General features: G+C 38.2%; 16 protein-coding genes. 9 read left to right on the top strand and 7 right to left on the bottom strand.

What is annotated here, in order from left to right:
* Positions 1 to 2: 2 nt before the first annotated feature.
* The 3 genes from flgC to V3I05_RS09775 all read right to left on the bottom strand — a co-directional run bounded on the left by flgC (position 3) and on the right by V3I05_RS09775 (position 3,330).
* Positions 3 to 494 carry a flagellar basal body rod protein FlgC gene (flgC, locus tag V3I05_RS09785; RefSeq protein WP_295701438.1) on the bottom strand — a complete coding sequence of 164 codons (492 nt, stop codon included), beginning with the start codon at positions 492 to 494 and terminating at the stop codon, positions 3 to 5.
* Between the two features lie 20 nt (positions 495 to 514).
* Positions 515 to 949: a flagellar basal body rod protein FlgB gene (gene flgB / locus V3I05_RS09780; RefSeq protein WP_295701441.1), complete on the bottom strand. Its 435-nt coding sequence runs from the start codon at positions 947 to 949 to the stop codon at positions 515 to 517.
* Between the two features lie 224 nt (positions 950 to 1,173).
* Positions 1,174 to 3,330, bottom strand: a complete 2,157-nt coding sequence (locus V3I05_RS09775; protein WP_343353479.1) for a carbon starvation CstA family protein — start codon at positions 3,328 to 3,330, stop codon at positions 1,174 to 1,176.
* A gap of 226 nt (positions 3,331 to 3,556) precedes the next feature.
* On the opposite strand from V3I05_RS09775, the gene V3I05_RS09770 reads away from it, so the two are divergent.
* The 3 genes from V3I05_RS09770 (at position 3,557) to V3I05_RS09760 (ending at position 8,464) form a co-directional block, all read left to right on the top strand.
* Positions 3,557 to 5,677, top strand: a complete 2,121-nt coding sequence (locus V3I05_RS09770; RefSeq protein ID WP_343353478.1) for a hypothetical protein — start codon at positions 3,557 to 3,559, stop codon at positions 5,675 to 5,677.
* Positions 5,678 to 5,918: 241 nt separating this feature from the next.
* Complete coding sequence (locus V3I05_RS09765; protein WP_343353477.1) at positions 5,919 to 7,424, top strand: bifunctional indole-3-glycerol phosphate synthase/phosphoribosylanthranilate isomerase; 1,506 nt, start codon at positions 5,919 to 5,921, stop codon at positions 7,422 to 7,424.
* Complete coding sequence (locus tag V3I05_RS09760; RefSeq protein WP_300451365.1) at positions 7,421 to 8,464, top strand: CapA family protein; 1,044 nt, start codon at positions 7,421 to 7,423, stop codon at positions 8,462 to 8,464. The genes V3I05_RS09765 and V3I05_RS09760 overlap by 4 nt, the downstream gene beginning before the upstream one ends.
* A gap of 1,086 nt (positions 8,465 to 9,550) precedes the next feature.
* Here the strand turns inward: V3I05_RS09760 and V3I05_RS09755 are convergent.
* The 3 genes from V3I05_RS09755 to V3I05_RS09745 are packed head-to-tail and all read right to left on the bottom strand — an operon-like array spanning position 9,551 to position 11,780.
* The gene (locus tag V3I05_RS09755; protein WP_343353476.1) at positions 9,551 to 10,285 is read right to left on the bottom strand and encodes an amino acid ABC transporter ATP-binding protein; all 735 of its coding nucleotides are present in this window, start codon (positions 10,283 to 10,285) and stop codon (positions 9,551 to 9,553) included.
* Positions 10,272 to 10,979: an amino acid ABC transporter permease gene (locus V3I05_RS09750; protein ID WP_343353475.1), complete on the bottom strand. Its 708-nt coding sequence runs from the start codon at positions 10,977 to 10,979 to the stop codon at positions 10,272 to 10,274. Before V3I05_RS09750 ends, V3I05_RS09755 begins: the two co-directional genes overlap by 14 nt.
* Positions 10,980 to 10,985: 6 nt before the next feature.
* Positions 10,986 to 11,780 carry an ABC transporter substrate-binding protein gene (locus V3I05_RS09745; protein ID WP_343353474.1) on the bottom strand — a complete coding sequence of 265 codons (795 nt, stop codon included), beginning with the start codon at positions 11,778 to 11,780 and terminating at the stop codon, positions 10,986 to 10,988.
* Positions 11,781 to 11,883: 103 nt separating this feature from the next.
* Between V3I05_RS09745 and V3I05_RS09740 the strand changes: the two genes are divergently transcribed.
* From V3I05_RS09740 to V3I05_RS09715, 6 genes are all read left to right on the top strand, one after another.
* Complete coding sequence (locus tag V3I05_RS09740; protein ID WP_343353472.1) at positions 11,884 to 12,504, top strand: ribonuclease HII; 621 nt, start codon at positions 11,884 to 11,886, stop codon at positions 12,502 to 12,504.
* An 878-nt stretch (positions 12,505 to 13,382) separates the two neighbouring features.
* Positions 13,383 to 14,774, top strand: coding sequence for a DUF3373 family protein (locus tag V3I05_RS09735; protein WP_343353471.1), 1,392 nt, complete (start codon positions 13,383 to 13,385; stop codon positions 14,772 to 14,774).
* A gap of 15 nt (positions 14,775 to 14,789) precedes the next feature.
* The gene (locus V3I05_RS09730) at positions 14,790 to 15,023 is read left to right on the top strand and encodes a hypothetical protein (protein ID WP_343353469.1); all 234 of its coding nucleotides are present in this window, start codon (positions 14,790 to 14,792) and stop codon (positions 15,021 to 15,023) included.
* 66 nt (positions 15,024 to 15,089) lie between these two features.
* On the top strand, positions 15,090 to 16,856 hold the full coding sequence (locus tag V3I05_RS09725) for a methyl-accepting chemotaxis protein (protein WP_343353468.1): 1,767 nt from the start codon (positions 15,090 to 15,092) through the stop codon (positions 16,854 to 16,856).
* Between the two features lies 1 nt (position 16,857).
* Positions 16,858 to 17,610: a DUF3943 domain-containing protein gene (locus tag V3I05_RS09720; RefSeq protein ID WP_343353466.1), complete on the top strand. Its 753-nt coding sequence runs from the start codon at positions 16,858 to 16,860 to the stop codon at positions 17,608 to 17,610.
* A complete protein-coding gene (locus tag V3I05_RS09715; RefSeq protein ID WP_300859707.1) occupies positions 17,610 to 18,092 on the top strand; it encodes a methylated-DNA--[protein]-cysteine S-methyltransferase in 483 nt (160 codons plus the stop codon). Before V3I05_RS09720 ends, V3I05_RS09715 begins: the two co-directional genes overlap by 1 nt.
* 72 nt (positions 18,093 to 18,164) lie before the next feature.
* Here the strand turns inward: V3I05_RS09715 and V3I05_RS09710 are convergent, their stop codons facing one another.
* The gene (locus V3I05_RS09710) at positions 18,165 to 18,938 is read right to left on the bottom strand and encodes a M15 family metallopeptidase (RefSeq protein WP_295701486.1); all 774 of its coding nucleotides are present in this window, start codon (positions 18,936 to 18,938) and stop codon (positions 18,165 to 18,167) included.
* Between the last annotated feature and the right edge of the window lie 6 nt (positions 18,939 to 18,944).

Below are 18,944 nucleotides of genomic sequence, written 5' to 3'. Positions count from 1 at the left end.
TCCTATGCTTGGAACATTGTAATTGCATTACTCGCCATATTCTTTGCACTTTGAAATGCAGCGACATTTGCTTGATATGCTCGAGTTGCTTCTATTAAATCGGCCATTTCGACAACGGGATTAACATTAGGATAAGCGACATAACCTTCAGCGTTTGCATCTGGGTGGCTTGGGTCATATTTCATTAATGGCTCCCTATCATCGCGCACGATTTTACGGATATAAACGCTCATTATAGCAGGTTTTGGTTCTTTTCCCAAATCACCCTCGTGCAATGGATCTTCATATTTAAGTTGGTGGTTATTTTTTCCCAATTTTTCATTTAAAACTTTATTAAAATCAAATGCTTGAAACAACACTTCTCTCCTGCGATAAGGACCACCCTCATCTGTGCGCGTGGTATTAGCATTGGCAATATTTGATGAAATGACATTAACACGCACCCTTTGGGCTGAAAGTCCATAACCACTAATATCAAAGCTTGATAAAAACATTAACCTGCTCCTTCATTAATTTAGATATTTCTACCTGAATCTATGGCATAACTAAATATACCTTTATGCCGTTTTAATGCACTTGTAAGGGCTTGATACATCGTGCTATTTTTACCCATTTCACTTGTTTCCACATCTAAATCCACACTATTGCCATCATTTTTTGCTAAATGCCCATCACGCCAAAACATTGTAGCGCTATCTGGCTTTATACGTCTGCTATCAAGATGCTCTTTTGAGGTTTTAGCTAGTTCAAGCTTATAGCTTCTCTCGCCACTGCCAAAGATTTTTTTATTCTCTCTAGCCAAATACTGCTCGAAATTCACATCTTTAGGACGATAAAAAGGCGTATCGACATTTGCAATATTTGAAGCAATCATATCCTGACGGATTGAACGATAATCAAGTGCTTTATAGACAACAGGATAAACCTTTGAAATATCTGCAATAGCCATATTTTACCTTTTAATTTAAGATAATCTCTCAAAGTAAAGCAAAATATATTCCAAAATAACTCTTTAACAATCAGAAGCTTTATGCATCATTGCCCACATAGCCCTTGATGATACTTTATTGGCAAATCTTTATACTTAAAAAGTATGTAAAATTCTTAATTTTGTCTTGGTTTATGTATTTTAAGAATAAATCCTGCAATGCTAAAGCACTGCAGGAAGGAGCATTAGTGTGTGCTTATCACACCATTAAATTCACTTGCTTTACGATAAGGAGATTCTGCAAAAGGAATGTTATTTTTTCCATTCGCAGAACGAATGCAGATTCTCACACATTGTATAAGAACCAGACAAGTAACAAGCATAAACAATGCGCAAAGCAAGGCATTGATAAGGTTGTTCGTAGCAATAGTAGAGAATTTCGCCGCTTCAGCTGTGAGAGTTGCTATCACATCAGGGTCAGTAGCTGCTGCTGCCTCTTGTGTCTTAGCTGCAGCCTTTGCGCTATTGTTTTGCCATAGGGCTATATGGCTTACCGCATCGTGCACTTTCTCGCCATTTGCAGGAAGGAGTTTTAATGCTCCTGCATACAATGTGCTAGTAAGTACCCACACCGCAGGGAGGATAGCTACCCACGCGAGTTTACCTTTACCCATTTTGAAAAGTACAGTAATAACGGTGAGCAATGCCATACCTGCAAGCATTTGATTAGATACGCCAAAGAGTGTCCAAAGCGATTTCACGCCACCTTGTGGGTCAGTAACGCCTTGATAGAGGATATATCCCCAACCAGCCACACAAATAAGTGTCGCTACTACGCCCCAAAACATAGAATGGATATTACCAATAGGCTTATACACATTGCCTAACACATCTTGCACCATAAATCGCCCTGCTCTTGTCCCCGCATCAACAGCTGTTAAAATGAAAAGTGCCTCAAACAAAATAGCGAAGTGATACCAAAATGCTATAGAGCCCTGATTAAAAAGTGGCACTTGAGAGATGATAGTAGCTAAGCCAATCGCAAATGTCGGTGCACCACCGGTTTTACTCAAAATGCTATTTTCACCTATGTCTTTTGCCATATCTAAGATGTCTTGAGGACTAATGGTAAAGCCCCAAGAGCTAATTGTCTGTGCGGCGATAGCTGCAGCTTCTGCCACATCTTTAATCCCAGCTGTGCCAAGCCCAGCAGGAGCGACATTGATAGAAAAATACAAACCCGGAGTGAGAATCACCGCCGCGATAAGCGCCATTACCGCTACTGCAGATTCCATAAGCATAGCGCCATAGCCCACCATTCGCGCGTGGGATTCTTTCTCTAGCATTTTGGGCGTTGTCCCACTTGAAATCAACGCGTGGAATCCGCTAATCGCCCCACAAGCAATAGTAATAAACAAAAACGGAAATAGCTGTCCGCTAAATACCGGTCCTGTGCCATCTATAAATTTTGTAACACTCTCAAATCGTACATCTGGCTGCACTATCAAGATTCCCCCTGCCATTAGCACAATCACACCGATTTTTAAAAATGTGCTGAGATAATCACGAGGTGCGAGTAAGAACCACACAGGCAAAATCGCTGCGATGAATCCATACACAATCATTACATAAGTCAATGTAACCGGAGTAAGTGTAAAAATCTCCGCCAAAGTAGGATTTGCTGCGACATCGCGTCCAAAGTAAAGAGCCAAAAGCAAAAGCACAAAGCCCAATATACTTGCTTCACCAATCTTGCCCGGGCGGATATAACGCATATGAAGCCCCATATAAATCGCAATAGGAATTGTCATAGCAATCGTAAATAATCCCCAAGGAGATTCAGCCAAAGCATTAACAACTACAAGAGCCAAAATAGCAATGATAAGCATCATAATGCCTAAAATCCCAATCATCGCTATCGTGCCAATAGGCTTACCAAGCTCTAACTTAATGATTTCACCAAGAGACTTACCATTTCTACGCATAGAAATAAAAAGCACTGTGAAGTCATGCACTGCTCCAGCAATCACCACGCCCACAACAATCCAAATCATACTAGGCAAATAGCCCATTTGCGCTGCTAGGATTGGTCCTACAAGTGGTCCAGCCCCTGCAATAGCCGCAAAATGATGTCCAAAAAGCACGATTTTATTTGTTGGCACAAAATCGCGTCCATCGTTATTGACTACTGCAGGTGTAGCACGATTATCATCAAGCTCCAAAACCTTATATGCGATATACTTTGAGTAAAAACGATAACCTATTGCATAAATACAGACTGCTGCCACCACTATCCATACAGCCGAGATACTCTCTCCTGTATGTAATGCCAAAACACCAAAGCACCACGCGCCCAAAAGCGATATGAGCCCCCAAATTCCTATACTCACAATTTTATTCATAGCTCTCCTTTAATTTTAGATGCTTTAAGTTTAAATATTTCAAACTTAAAGCCTATTATTTAAATAAAAACTTAACTTTGTTTTTATTTATTTAAGAGTAGATTAGTAACATCAATCTCACACATTCTATCATCTTACTTAAGTTTTCTTGTTTTCAAGATTTCTCACATTGGTTTTAGATTAAGATAATATAATTTGTATTTAATGTATAAAAAGGATAAAAATTATGCAAAAAACAAGATTCTTATTTTTGCACTTATTGCATTATAGAATTTTTGCATTCTTTACACTCTATGGTTTTTTCTGCACCTATACTATGGCACAAAACTACACAGCAAGGCTTCCAGATTCTATTGTTTTGCAAAATGGGAAAAATAGAATGGATACACTCACTTCAAGATGTGGAAATCAATACTGCACATTTGGCTCAATGGGCAATGCTGGCAGTTATAGCTTTAGATATTCTACAAGCAGTGGTTCTTCTCAACTTACTCTTGTGAGTATTACTCCACCAAATCTCTATGGTTACACACATTCCGTATTTTATATGGGAAGCTTAAATATAGGAAGAAACTCAAAACTAAGTATCAACGATTTTCATACTTTCGCTCCTTCGGGCACTCTCACACTTGGAGAAAATGCCACGCTTGAAGTTATTTTACAAAAAGGACAAAAAATTCCCGCGAGTGAATTTGCACCCTCATCAAAAATATATTTTTCACGCGGAGCAAACTTTTTTCTTGAAAGCGGCTCAAGATTCAATGTAAGCAACACAGATTTTGTCATCATTAATTCACAAGGCACGATTAGCAATAGCGCACAAATGATACTAGATGCCAATACAATAAGATTTCAAAATACCATTCATAATTATGGGACAATGGAACTTACAGGTAATGTATATAATATAGGACAAAGTGCATTTGGGATAAACCTTGCTACTTCAAACCTTATCAACAATGGTAAGATGACAATAAATGGCAATTTTTACAATGGTGGTATTCCACTTGCTGATTCAGTAACAGGTTCTTGGTGGCAAAATGATGCACCAAGTCCGGGTGGAGGGAATCTTATAAACTATGGTGGAGAAATTACTATTGCAGGACAACTTATCAATGATAAAGGGACACAACTCGGACACATTCAATACTCAAGCGTAGCTATTTATGGTGGAAGCATTACAGCGACACAAGGAATGCAAAATACAGCTGGAAACACCCTTACCTTTGGTGCTCAAAATGGCAAGATGGGACAACTTATTGGGAATCTTTCAAATAATGGTACAATCAAAGTTAATCTTACAGGAGCAAATCTTGGCACACATCAACTCATTACAGGCACTTTAAGTGGTAGCAATATACAAATGGATTTTATCACAGATAGCAGCAAAAGTGAATTTATAGAATCTATCCAAAATAACACAACAATCACGCTTAATAAAAACACTCAAGCCATTAACGCCTTTATGAATACTCTTCCTACACAACCAAAAGCCATTCTTACCGCTCTTGAAGAAAATTTTTCTAATCCTCATGCACCAACTCAACAAAGCATTTATACCTATGGTGATAGAAATTATCTCTCAATGTTAGCAGATAATCTTAATGACAATATAGAATCTATGCTGATTTATGCCTCTCCTTTAAATATATGGACTATGATACAAAATAATATTATCCCACTTAAGGCTCAAATAACGCCCTTGCCACGCAAATCTGTTTTCAATATAGCTCCTTTTAGCTCTATTGCTTCACGTGGCTCACTTAAATCCCCTCTTAATGATGTAAATATCAATGTAAGGATTCCTTATGGCATACATCAGCTTAGTGCTTTTGTTACTTATGCTAACACAAATATGACTCAATCACTTGATGCTTCACAAACCCACTTTGATACAAACTCTTTAGCCTTAGGCTTAATGGATAGAATCTTTTCACAAGGTGTAGAAATTTCTCTTCTTGCATATAGTGGTGCAACTTTCAATAAAACAAAGCGGTATCTTTCAATGAATAATAGCTCATTTCAAACGCACTATTCTTATTATGAGATTGGTTTATCAGCCCAAATTGGCTCTCCATTACAAGTAAATAAACTATGGATAAAACCATTTATAGGCATTGATTATATGTTTGGTTTGCAAAGTGCATTCAAGAAATCAATTACTTCAAGTACTACTTCAGCCACTATTAATGCTCCTCTATGGACTATTCATACGCCACAACTCACACTAGGCACACAAATGCAATATACTCTTAACCATCAAACACAACTCTTGGGAGGAGGGCATATGCAATACGCATTTACAAACCCCTCTTTTTATACTAATTTTGGCTCTTCAACATATTAAATTTACGCCCCAAAACTCACTTGGATTCACATTGTATCTGGGTGAATCTCTGTTTATGGGAAAAAATATATCCACAAGTGCCTATGCGCTTTATTCGCACTCATACTTAGCTTTTCAAACTTATTCGGGCACGCTAAACCTTTCTTATCATTTCTAAGCGATTACCCCAAATATGCTAGAATAAGCTCTTTGAGTTTATTTTTAGAGAAAAATCTTAAACCTTAAGGAAACAACACAAGATATGGTGGAAGTCTTAGCTCAAATCACAACACAACGCTCACAAGATATTGCTCAAAAAGGCTTTGCTTTCGGATATGAAATTCCACAAAAGAGAATTCACCCACTTATAAAACCTTGTTTTGAACCTATACTTCTTATTGCTGAAATTAAACGAGCTTCGCCTTCTGCTGGGCAAATTGGAGCTATCAATTCTCCCACAAAACTTGCTAGTGATTATCTTAATGGAGGTGCTGGGGCGATTTCTGTGCTATGCGAGGAGCGGCATTTTAATGGCTCCTTAGCGGATTTAATGCAGGTTAAAAATGCCTATCCTAAAGCCTGTATCTTGCGTAAAGACTTTATCCAATACCCTGAAGAAATTGAGATAAGCTATCGTGCTGGGGCGGATATGGTGCTTTTAATTGTGGCGATGTTTATCGATGAGGATGCGGGATTTGCGCGTTTTAAGGCGATTTATGATGAATGCCTTAAACACGGCTTAACGCCACTTATCGAAGTGCATAATCACAATGAAATTGATTTTATCACCCCTCTTAATCCTGTACTTGTAGGCATTAATGCACGCAATCTCCATACCTTTAATATTAATATTCCTGCTGCCTGCACGCTTAAAAATGCTCTACCTCATAGTAGGGTTATTTTTGAATCTGCCATAAACTCCCCTCACTCTGCCTTTATTGTGGGGAGCTTTGGCTTTGATGGTTTGCTTTGTGGAAGCTATCTTGTCGAGCATAACAATCCAAGTGCCGCTATTACCGCGCTTAAATCCGCCATAAACCTTAGCAAAAAACAAAAAGTGGCATTTTATAGCTGCGTTTTTGATAAATTTGTTAAGCGCACAAAGCCTATTATTAAAATATGCGGCATTACGCAACTTGATAATGCCCTAGAAGTGGCTAAGGAGCAGACTAATGGCGGGGTTGATATGCTAGGATTTATTCTTGTAGCACATAGCCCTAGATATATAGAATCTAAGCATATCAAGGAGATTGCTAAAGCCTTGCAAACACTCTACCCGCATATTTTGCGTGTAGCTGTGGTAAATGATAAGCCCTCTCTTAATGAGGCAAAGGCGCTTTATGGGCAGGGGCATATCCACGCCATTCAGCTTCACGGACTAGATTCTAAGAATCCTCAGTATTTTGCAAATATCGCGCTAAAAGACGCGCTATTCCCTTATTATGTCGTGCAAAATATCGCACAAAAGGCAGATTTTAGCCCGCATTATGAAGGGGCATTCTGCCTTGTGGATTCTAAAAGCACACAGGGAGGTGGCTCGGGCAAAAGTATTGAGTTCGAAGTTTTGCGCTCTTTAAAAGAAAGCTATTTGTGTATCGCCGGTGGCATTAATATAGACAATATCAGCGATTTCTTAGCGCTTAAGCCAGCTATGCTTGATATAAATTCGGGTATAGAGAGTGTAGCGGGTAAAAAGGATATAGCTAAGCTCCGCGCCCTCTTACAAAAAGTCGCCTCTTATACATCACCCTTAAAGAGTAATAAATGAAACATATTGCGATAGGATTATTATATATATGCCTTAGCTTCATATATAGCAATGCTAAGGAATTAGATTTAATTATGGCAGGGGACGCCTTGCTTCACGCTTCTGTGTATAATGACGCAAAGCAAGCAAATGAGACTTACGATTTTAGCACTATGCTAAGTGCGCTAAAGCCCATTGTGGCAAAATATGACCTTGCTTTTTACAATCAAGAGACGATTTTAGGGGGCAGTGCACTTGGCTTAAGCACATATCCGGCATTTAATTCCCCGCAGGAATTTGGCGATAATATGCTCTCTTTAGGTTTTAATCTTGTCTCTCTAGCGAATAATCACACGCTTGATAGAGGCGAGGCAACCATTTTAGCTTCTCTAAAATATTGGGCAGATAAACCAGCGCTTACTGCCGGTAGCTACTCATCATTTAAGGAACGCAATACTTTTAAAATCTTAGAAAAAAATGGTATTAAATACACGCTTCTAGCCTATACGTATGGCACGAATGGCATTCCATTACCAAAGGGCAAAGAATATCTTGTAAATGTCTATACAAAGGCTATGCTAGAGAATGACATTAAGCAAGTCCGCGATAAAGTGGATTTGCTTATCGTATCTATGCATTGGGGGATTGAGTATGACTTCACACCTTCACAAGAGCAATATGATTTAGCAAAGCTTTTGGCTGATTTGGGCGTTGATTTGATTATCGGTACACACCCGCACGTGGTACAAAAAGCAGAGTGGATAGGCGATAGCTTAGTATATTACTCACTTGGAAATCTTATCTCGGGGCAAAAAGGCACGAATAAACGTATCGGTATGCTAGGCAGTGTACATATCACAAAGATTAAAAATGGCAAGGTAAAGCTTTCTAATCCCCGCGCAGAGCTGATTTATACATACTATGATGCACGATTTAAAAATTTTAAGCTGATGTGGTTTAATGAAATCAACGAAAAAATACTGCCTGATTATCAAAACATATACAGGCAATATACAGATATTATCACGCAGGGCAAAGATGAGATACAAATTGGCTTGTAACAAGCCTTTGGAAATATTTGTATTTGAGAGCCAGACATCCATCTGCTTTTAACAAAAAAAGAAGAACGATCTTTTTTTAGAGATTGCAGAGTATGAGGCATTCCCTATTCGCTCTTCCTTAAAGCGAAGCTTTTTGATAGCATTCCTTGCAATTAACAGGATTTAAAAAATTCTTTACAAAATTATGTATAACCTCTGTAAATCTATGTTTTTTACCCTCGCACGCACAGGGATAATATAGCATTTAACTCACAAGTTTCACGTTTTTTAAATCTTCTTAGCACAATATTTATCAATCAACACATATTGATGGTTAAAAGCCTATCCTTAAAGATACTTGATATTATTTACTTCATTACATAAGCAGAATACACATTTTTTTACCATACCTGCCATTTCCTCTAGTATCCCACACTAAAACTTCCTATGCTGCTCTAATCGTGGGTAGCTAATAGCCTCCACATATCGCTCCTCATCTTTAAAGTGCATTTTCATATAGTCAAAAAAACGAAGATAGCCTTCACCTCAGGTTCTGACACGTGAATATTGGCAATCTTATATGCCTTATGAGTAAGCTCATCTTTATCTTCTTTAAAGTCAAAACTACCAATGACACTCTTTAAAACTAGCTTCTTAAAAAAGAAACACCCGTAAATAAACGATGTTTTTTAATACTTTATTAAAGAAATAATGCTTTTGGAGCTTGAGATTCTTTATGTCTTTCTTTGTTTTAGCGGAGTAAGCGATACATCTAGCGAAAAGTTTAAATATGTAAATGTAGGCTGGGGCTAAAGCACAAGTGCGAGGTTGGCTTGGTAATATATGTCTCGCTCCTGCTTATATATTGTTCGAGGATATACCTCCTACCACCCTACGACGCTTTTAGAGTTGGCACTATCGTGCATTTTTATGCAAATGAAGATACACCTCGCTCATAGGAAGAATATAAATTCTAAACCTATGAGACTTACTTGATGAATACATTAGCAGTTAAGCAACATCCTTTAGGCGTAAGAAAAAGCTTGCCTTATAGAAATTTATAGAATCTTTTATTGTTTTCTATGTTTGCATAAATTGTATATCAAATCAAAAGCTTAATTTGCTCAAAAAACTTTTGAGACGAGGTGTTTGGGGATTTTCAAATATATCTTTTGGACTGCCCTCTTCGATAATATGCCCACTCTCCATAAAGATAATGCGACTTGCCACCTCTCTAGCAAAGCGCATTTCGTGCGTTACACATATCATACTCATACCCTCTGTGGCTAAATCTCTCATCAAATCAAGCACTTCTCCCACCATTTCTGGGTCAAGCGCGGAGGTAGGTTCATCAAAGAGCATTATTTCAGGCTTATTCATAAGCGCACGAGCAATCGCCACCCTCTGCTTTTGTCCGCCACTCAAACGTAATGGATAAGTATCTTGTTTATCAAGCAAATCTATACGTTTAAGGAGCTTATGCGCCTCTGTGATAGCTTCTTCTTGATTGAGGAGCTTAAGAAATGTAGGCGCAAGAGTGAGATTCTCTAATACGTTGAGATTATTAAAAAGATTAAAATGCTGAAACACCATACCCATTTTTGTCCGTGCTTTATTTATATCCCAACTCTGCGCACTTTGCGGGAAAAGTATTTTATCATCAAGCCATATTTTACCCTCGCTTGGCACTTCAAGCAGATTCAAACAACGTAATAAAGTGGATTTGCCCGAGCCGCCAGGTCCAATGATGACAAGCTTTTCTCCTGCCCTGATATGGAGATTCACATCATCAAACACACATTTGCTATCAAAATATTTTTTAAGATGCTCAATATAAATCACTTGCTCTTAGCCTTTTTTCATAAAGTTTAACAAGATAGCTTGCGCACAAAACAAGTAGCAAATAAGAGAGTGCAAGAAAAAGATAGGGCAGCATATACTCATAATTCGCCCCGCCTATGCTCTTATAAGCATAAGTCAAGTCGTGAACAGTAATATAGTTTGCTACTGAAGTTTCCTTTAGGAGAGTGATAAACTCATTGCCAAGTGTAGGAAGAGCATTTCTAAGGGCTTGAGGAAAGATAATATATCTCATACTTGCTGATGAGCTAAGCCCTAATGCCCTTGCTGCTTCATCTTGCCCCCTATCAACGCTCAAGATTCCACTACGGATAATCTCACTCACATACGCACCACTATTAAGCCCAAAAATAGCGAGGGCTACAATAAGCGCACTCACACCTTTTAGTCCAAAGGCAGGGAGTATCACAAAATAGATAAAGAGTAATTGCACAACAATAGGCGTCCCACGAAAGAATCCTACATAGGACTTAAGAAAAAAGCATAAGATTCTATGGAGGAGAGAGGGTTGCTTATGAGTGAGGGCAATAGCCACTAACGTGCCCACTATGATACCAATACACAATGCCACAATAGCAAGGAGCAAGGTCGTGCCAAGCCCCTCTAAGATAAGCTTATAGCCTTCATTAGTAATAAGTTGATGATAGAAAAGCTGATATTTTACTGCTAAATCCATCTGAACTTATTTTTGCGTATAATATGCTGCAATGATAGACTGAAGCGTCCCATCTTGCTTCATTTCTTCTAAGATAGCATTAATAGAATCTTTTAATGCCTCATTATGCGGAGCAATGCCAATGGCATATTTCTCATCAGTCAAGGCAATATTAATAATCTTTGTATCATTATGTGCTTTAGCGATTTCAAAGGCAGGCATTTCATCTATAATAACTATATCAACTTGATGATTTTTCATTGCAATAGTTGCAAGTGCGCCATTTGAAAAGATTTTTACCGCAGCATTTGGAAACCTCTCAAATCCCCAATCCATATCGCCCTTAGCATAAAATACGCCTGTTGTGCCTACTTGGACACCTATTTTAAGCTGTGGAATGGCTTTAAGCCGTTCTATAAGCTCTTCTTTAGTGCTAACATCATCAAATCGTGTATCGCTTGATTCTACGATAATGACTTGCGAGGCACTAAAATATGTGTCACTAAAATCAATCACCTTTGAACGTGCAGAATTAATCGTCAATCCTGAAATGCCAATATCTGCATTTCCTGCAGCAATGGCAGTAACCACAGAATCAAACTCCATATCTTTGATAACTAATTTTTTACCTAGTTTTTGGGCGATGATTTTTGCAATATCCATATCAATGCCCTTAAACTCCTGCCCCTCAATATACTCAAATGGAGCGAAATTCGCCGCAGTAGCTACGACAAGCTCATCATCCTTACAAGCATTCAGCGCAAAAAGTGCAAAGAGCATTATTGCGATTGATGCCAATTTAAATGGTGCTAATATACGCATACATTTCCCTTTTGCAAGAAGTGTAGGGACGAATTGTAATCTTTTTAAGCTTAAACTAAAGCGGTGTATCTAAAATATGCTCAAGGAATTAAAGGAGTGTGTAATGTGGTTAGCGGGAATTGATGAGGCTGGGCGGGGCTGTCTGTGCGGAAGCTTATTTATCTCTGGGGTGGTGGGTAGAGATTCCATCATAAGTAGCTTTGGCGCAAAAGATAGCAAGCAACTCTCTCCAAAAAAGCGAGAGGAGATATATCAAAGATTATATAATGCCTCAAACCAAGGAGAAATAGGCATATTTCTAGCACAAATTGACGCAAAAGAGATTGATACAAATGGCTTAAGCTGGGCAATGAGATACGGGATAGAATCTCTTGTCGCGCAAATGGGGGAATTTGCCTATAAAGTTTTGCAAGATAAACAAAAAATATTACAAATAATCATAGATGGCAATAGCACATTTAATGCTCAAATTCCACAACACCTGATAAAGCAAGGTGTGAGTATGAAAACATTAATCAAAGCAGATTCACTCATAGAGGTAGTTTCGTGTGCTTCTATTGTCGCAAAAGTGCATAAAGATAGACAAATGCGAGAGCTCGATAAACTCTATCCACAATATGCTCTTGCAAAAAATAAAGGTTATGGGACATTGGAGCATAGAAAAAGCATTCTTAAGTATGGATATTGCCCACATCATCGCAAAAGCTTTAAAATTGCTCTATGATTTTGTCATTTTTTCAATTTGTCTTAATACAAAATTAAACTAGAATCAAGCTTAAATGTATAGCTAAAGCCTTGTTATTAAAGGACTTAGCTTAAAGTGCAGGTGGCATTTATCAACTGCACGGGGATTAAAGGTGTAGAATTTAAGCTACATTGGGCAGGAGTAACCACAAAGTTATTCTTAAGCTTAACAAAAGGCTAAACTATCCACAAGGGAAAGCAATGAATGGCTACTATACAGGAGATAAGCTATCCTCGACTAGAGGAGCACAAAAAATCATCGTGAAATCATTCCTGAAATAGCAAGTATGATAAGGAATGTCTCATCAGTCCATATTAATGAAAGAAATGCTCTCAAGATGCACGTAGTGGAAGAAGATATGCCTATTAAACAATATCGCAAAGAGCAGATGAAAGATACCGCTCTAGTATAAAATATTCAAATATGATACAGCAAGTTTCTATTATGCCCTTGCTATTTACAAGTGTGGAGTGAGAGGTATAACCTCGAATGCTTGCACGTGTATGCACTTCGTGTTGCAAGGGTCTTGCACACTTAAGACAAAGTCTCTCGTGTGCGCCTGAAGGATACACTTATAACCGCACTTCGTTTGGTTATCAAGTGAATTCTTAAGGTTTAGATTCTATTATGCCCTTGCTATCTACAAATGTGGAGTGAGAGGTATAACCTCGAATGCTTAGACGTGTATATACTTCGTGTTGCAAAGAAAATAATAATCTGCCTCATATCTTAAGAGATAAACCCTAGCTTATTGCTCTATATGCGCCTTGCAAGTGTTTTTTTGTAATTTTAGTTATCTTAAAGCAAAAAAATAAGAAAATAATGCCCTTATTTTATCTTAAACAAAGGAATAGAAGATGTCAAAACATAAAATATTGGCAACGCTAGGGGGGGGGCTTTTGCTTCTTACTTCTTCAGCTCTAGCAGCTACATTAGAACAAAGAGTAGGACAGCTCGAAAAAGATATTGATGAAATGAATGAACGTGTAGATGCAAACGAGCTTGCAGCAACTTTAAATAAAGTAAAATTTGGCTTAGAGTTCAATACATCAGTGCATAATATCACAAGCAAAGCGGTGGGCGTAACTAATGACTACTACAACCGCTGGATGATGGGGCTCTACCTCAATATGAATGCAGACATCAATAAATACACAAAATTCACAGGGCGATTGTCTATGACAAAGGCTTTTGGCGACTTAGAAGTTGGCTTACCTTATGCTATTGGCTCACTTGATGCAGGACGTGGAGCAAGTGGTGGAAGCTCTATTTATGTGGAAAGAGCCTATGTAGATATCTATATGGGTAGATATGCAGCCCTTACTATGGGGAGACTTCCGGGAACTGATGGTCCAGGCTCAAACCTCCGCAATGGTTCAGCACGTATGAGCACATACCCTGCTCTAGCAGTAAATGCCCTTGGTGATGGTGTAGTGCTTACGCTTAAACCCTATACAAATTCAGCTTTACGTGTGGGGTATTCAAAAGTGTATCAATCATTTGACACTAATGGCAATAGCACAGCGGGAAGTATTTTTGGCTCAGGTGCGGCAAATACAGCTGATGCGAATCTTTTCTTTGGTGCGTTTGAAACACCTTTCTTACCCTCAAACTTTGGTAAAAACCTCTTTATGCTAACATATATCAATTTGACTAACTATACCGCACCCGGTGCATTATTGACTGCTGCTACAAATGCTTACCTTGCCCAGAATGGACAAACTACAAACGTACCTATGGGTAGCAGCAATCTTGGCGATATGCAATATATCAATGCTCATTTTGAAAATGATAGATTGCTTGGTTCAGGCTTAAATTGGTTTGTGTCTGCTAGCTATTACATAGGCACTAAATCTCATAATGTCAATGCAAGTGTAACCAATGGAAATATGACAACACCTACACCTCTAGAAATTCCTTTCTTTGCTGAAAGAGATGGTTGGGCGGTGCATGCAGGGCTTCGCTATGACTTTGGTTCATATTTCAAAATTGGTTATGAATACTTCAAAGGAAGTAAAAATTGGTATGCCTTCTCTCGTGTAAGTATCAATGATCCATTTAACTTTAGAAATACTCGCGGTGATGTGCATGATGTATATGCCATTTGGCAACTTGATTTAAATCAATTTTTCCGCTTAAGCTATACACGACAACATCAACAATATGCAACAGCTACTGCACCTATGATAACACCTGCGACAAATGTAGTTAATCAAAACATCTCGCTTGCGTATATTCTACGATTCTAGTCTAAAGGAGAAAGAATGAAAAAATATATTGCCCTAGCCTTTTTTATTGGGCTTCCTAGTTTTGTCCTTGCTGATTGTGCGGCATTAATGAAAAAATATGATGCCCCCGATCCGGGCTCTAAAACGATGGCGCAAATTACCCGTTGGGTAAAAAAGATAGAAAATCCTGCTGATGCAAAAGAGCTTGAAAAATGTATGATTGCGCTCGCTGCTGATAATCCTAACAAAGCCCAAGTTGCTGGTAAATAGTGCTCTATTTGTCTCTATCTACTTTGATTGGGACAAAATCTTAGAATCTTGACATAAGGAGACAGAATGCGAGACTTAACGGAACGATTTAAAAATCTCAAGCTCTCCACTCGATTGAATGTTAGCCTCAATATTCTTTCCGCACTCATTCTTATTACAGCTATCCTCTTTTTTATATTTAAATATTCTTTTTCAAACTTTATCCACATAGAAGAATCTTCACTCAAAATCGTGCAAGATAATTTCACAAATCTAGGAAATCTCTCGACCAAAGCTACTGAACAAATCGATATTATGCAAACACATGTAAAAGAAACAAGGGATTCTATGGCTAATATTGAAGATCTAATCGAGCAATTTGAATTTATCGGTGCGCTTAATGATAAGCTTATAAAACTTTTAGTCAATCCCACTGATAATACAAATAAAAATCTTATTTTACAAATGACAAAGAGTTGGAATGAGAGTTTTATCCGCAATGATAGTGATTTAAAATCATTCTATCCTAAGATTAATCAAGTGCTTAATGGCAATGATTCTAAAAGTATTGCTGTGCGTTTACAAAGCTATTTTGAAGAAATTTATGCAGTGCTTATTGATAAAATCTCAAACACCTCCACTGCTACAAATAAAAAATTATCCACCTCTGTAAGCAATCTTGAAGAAATTGCTGTGGGTATGAATGAAAACTCCCAATCCCTCTCTAATATGCTGGAGAATTTCACATCACTTGAAAAAGTCCGCGATAGGGCTATTTGGCAATCCAATCTTATTATGGCTATTCTTATTTTCATTATGCTTGTTACCATCAGTTTAGTGCTTATCGTCTTTAAAATGCTACATAATTTTACACGCGATTCCCAAAATGTAGTTACCTATCTTCAAGATCTAAGCAAAGGCGGAGAAAAGCTTACCGCCGGAGGCACACTTAAACTCAATCGTGGCAAAAATGATGAATTGCGTATTGTTAGTGTATTTATCAACTCTTTTATTGATAAGATGAAGCAAACCATTGAAATTGCCGGAGAGACAAGTGCGGAGATTGTAAAACTTAATGAATACATTACAGACTTAAAAAATCATATCTTTGATATTGGCGAAAAAACACAGCAAAACTCACAATATGGGAACGCCATCGTTACAGGATTGGATAAAAATGTAGAGACTGCAGGCAATGTGCAAGAAACGATCAATCAAAGTAAAACCTATCTAGATAGCACAAGTAATAATGTCTCTCAACTTTTAGAGAATCTCAATCAAAGTATCGAAAGTCAAAATGAGTTAAACTCACGTCTTCACAACCTCGCTGAAAGCGTTATGTCCATTCAAAATGTCGTAGAGCTAATCCACAACATATCCGAGCAAACCAACCTCCTAGCCCTTAATGCTGCTATTGAAGCAGCAAGAGCAGGAGAACACGGGAGGGGCTTTGCCGTGGTGGCTGATGAAGTGCGAAAACTTGCCGAAAATACACAAAAAAGCTTAAATGAAATCGAGATTACCATCACAAATGTAACCGAAAATTTAGAGAGTATCTCTCACACAGTGCAAGATAATTCTTCAATCTTTACAACACTTGCGCAAAATGGAGAAATCTCTAAAGAAAGCCTTGAGAATATCCAATGCAATATGAATGAGGTTGTGAATAATATCAATACGCAAAACGAAGATACGATTACCCTTGCTACACAAACAAAAAACATCATTGATTCGATGAATATCATTAATCAACTTCTTGGGGAATCCACACAGGTTATCAGGACCGTTATGGAACGTTCTCTCAAGCTTAAGGAGAACGATGCGATTTTGAGTAAAGTTATCCGTGGATTCTAAAATGTCTTTGTGTTTCAACAAATGGTGTCTTTGGTTTTATTTGATATTCGCCCCTCTACTTTTAATGGGGGAGATTCCTCAAAACTCCAACACCTTGCAATCTCCTACTCATCACTCTCACTACCATCCTAGTAATAAATACACTTATGTTGCAATCAGCACAGGGCTTATATTTGGCGGGACGGTTGCCGGAGCAGGAATGCTGTATCTCCTGCCAGAAGATATTACAAACTGGGATAAAGACGGGATTAACAAACTTGGCAAGAATTGGGCACAAAAAACAGCAATGGGTCCTGTGGTAGATAGCGATCAGTGGTTTTTAAATTGGGTTACGCACCCCTATTGGGGAGCAGTGTATTATATGCAGCCGCGTGTGGCGGGGTTTAGCTGGGCTGAATCTATCCTATATGCCATTTTAGCTTCTTCATTTTTTTGGGAATATGGCGTTGAAGCCTTTGCGGAGATTCCCTCTTGGCAAGATTTAATTATCACTCCTGCGATTGGCTCAATCTTTGGAGAACTTTTCTATCGTGCCACACTTCATATCTACCGCAATGGGCAAACATTACTAGGCTCTAAAATTTTAGGTAAGAGTGCCTTGCTCCTTATGGATCCTGTGGGTTTTATTATGCAAAATTTAGATCTAGCCCATTCATTTGGCATTCATAACAAAAATGACATACAAGGCGCAATTATACCTCTAAGTGGCAATAATGGTAATGGAATCAAACTTCAAGTAGTAATGAGATTTTAATGCAAGAATATGGTGGCAACTACATCTTGCAATGGGATAACAAGCCCTTGCTCTTAGGAATCTATGGAAACAAAGAGCATATCACACATATTTTCTTTAATCCCTCTTCTCAAACTTTAAGTTGTAAAACACCGCTAAGTGATGAGTGTGCAAGCGAGATTCAAGCTTATCTTAATGGTAATCTTAAATATTTTAGCATTCCACTTTTGCCACAAGGCAGTGCATTTAAACTGCGTGTGTGGGAGGCATTATGCAATATTCCCTATGGTGAGGTGAGAAGCTATAAGGATATTGCAGATTCTATCGCTTCTCCAAAGGCTTCTCGTGCTGTGGGAAATGCCAATCACAATAATCCGCTAATGATACTTATCCCCTGCCATCGTGTCGTGCGTAGCAACGGCGCACTTGGGGGTTATGCCCTAGGAGTAGATATAAAAGCAAGACTTTTGCACTTAGAGCAGAAATATAAAAACAGAATCTAAAAAACTCACTTAAAAAAATAAAATCTCTAGCAAAATAAAGCAATTTTACAAACAAATAGAGCAATGCTAACTTTAATAAGTATCTCGCTGCAAGTTTTTCGCATAGCAAATGATTTCTGGGCGGTATTCAAAGTGCATCGTATCATAATGCCACCATCGCCCACCCCATATAAAGCCCTCTTCCTCAAAAGCTTGGACAATCTCTAAGGGAATTTGATTTTCGTATTGATATTCGTTGCGCTCTTTCTTATCCCATAACCAATATTTAGAAAATTGCGTATTAATATCAAGGGCTATACCTAAACTATGCGGACTAAGATTAGGAGAATCCGCGATATTACGCCAATAAAAAGCATCTTGATCGCTCAAAAACTGATAATATGCTTGCTGGAGATGAGTGAGCCTCTCCATTACTCGCCTAAAAGCCTTATCCACACCATTGGCGGTAGTTATGAGAATAAAGCTTTTCTCAAAATATTCTGGAAACCACGGAAGCCAAATCAAATGCTCCCTCACTTCACTTTCACTATGCCCATAAATGGCTTTATAGAATCCCAAATGCCGTATCCGCGATGTATCCTCATTGCGATTAGCCACTTTGCCCTTAAAAGGATAGGGGTAAGTAAAGGCATCTTTCATATCTGGATTTAAAAGCATCTCATCATAATCTTTATCCTTGCCATCGTCCCACACGAAGCTACTACCATCTTCAAGCAGCACTTGGTTATCCCTTATAGCTACCACCTGTGGATAATACTGCTTGATACACTCTTGGGCGATGATGTCATTTACCTCGTTAGCCCATATAAACGCACATATACACATATATATTAATAATCTTTTCATTAACAC

Source organism: Helicobacter mastomyrinus, from assembly GCF_039555295.1.
In the GTDB taxonomy this organism is placed as follows: domain Bacteria; phylum Campylobacterota; class Campylobacteria; order Campylobacterales; family Helicobacteraceae; genus Helicobacter_C; species Helicobacter_C mastomyrinus.
The sequence above is the reverse complement of the archived record's forward strand: the minus strand, read 5'-3'. Positions and strand labels throughout refer to the sequence as shown.

Excerpts from the sequence above, each read along its gene's own strand:
- V3I05_RS09740 (WP_343353472.1), top strand. The coding sequence starts at position 11,884 with ATGTGGTTAGCGGGAATTGATGAGGCTGGGCGGGGCTGTCTGTGCGGA.
- V3I05_RS09760 (WP_300451365.1), top strand. The coding sequence starts at position 7,421 with ATGAAACATATTGCGATAGGATTATTATATATATGCCTTAGCTTCATA.
- V3I05_RS09720 (WP_343353466.1), top strand. The coding sequence starts at position 16,858 with ATGTCTTTGTGTTTCAACAAATGGTGTCTTTGGTTTTATTTGATATTC.
- V3I05_RS09775 (WP_343353479.1), bottom strand. The coding sequence starts at position 3,330 with ATGAATAAAATTGTGAGTATAGGAATTTGGGGGCTCATATCGCTTTTG.
- V3I05_RS09745 (WP_343353474.1), bottom strand. The coding sequence starts at position 11,780 with ATGCGTATATTAGCACCATTTAAATTGGCATCAATCGCAATAATGCTC.
- V3I05_RS09735 (WP_343353471.1), top strand. The coding sequence starts at position 13,383 with ATGTCAAAACATAAAATATTGGCAACGCTAGGGGGGGGGCTTTTGCTT.
- V3I05_RS09765 (WP_343353477.1), top strand. The coding sequence starts at position 5,919 with ATGGTGGAAGTCTTAGCTCAAATCACAACACAACGCTCACAAGATATT.
- flgC (WP_295701438.1), bottom strand. The coding sequence starts at position 494 with ATGTTTTTATCAAGCTTTGATATTAGTGGTTATGGACTTTCAGCCCAA.
- V3I05_RS09715 (WP_300859707.1), top strand. The coding sequence starts at position 17,610 with ATGCAAGAATATGGTGGCAACTACATCTTGCAATGGGATAACAAGCCC.
- flgB (WP_295701441.1), bottom strand. The coding sequence starts at position 949 with ATGGCTATTGCAGATATTTCAAAGGTTTATCCTGTTGTCTATAAAGCA.
- V3I05_RS09770 (WP_343353478.1), top strand. The coding sequence starts at position 3,557 with ATGCAAAAAACAAGATTCTTATTTTTGCACTTATTGCATTATAGAATT.
- V3I05_RS09750 (WP_343353475.1), bottom strand. The coding sequence starts at position 10,979 with ATGGATTTAGCAGTAAAATATCAGCTTTTCTATCATCAACTTATTACT.
- V3I05_RS09710 (WP_295701486.1), bottom strand. The coding sequence starts at position 18,938 with ATGAAAAGATTATTAATATATATGTGTATATGTGCGTTTATATGGGCT.
- V3I05_RS09730 (WP_343353469.1), top strand. The coding sequence starts at position 14,790 with ATGAAAAAATATATTGCCCTAGCCTTTTTTATTGGGCTTCCTAGTTTT.
- V3I05_RS09725 (WP_343353468.1), top strand. The coding sequence starts at position 15,090 with ATGCGAGACTTAACGGAACGATTTAAAAATCTCAAGCTCTCCACTCGA.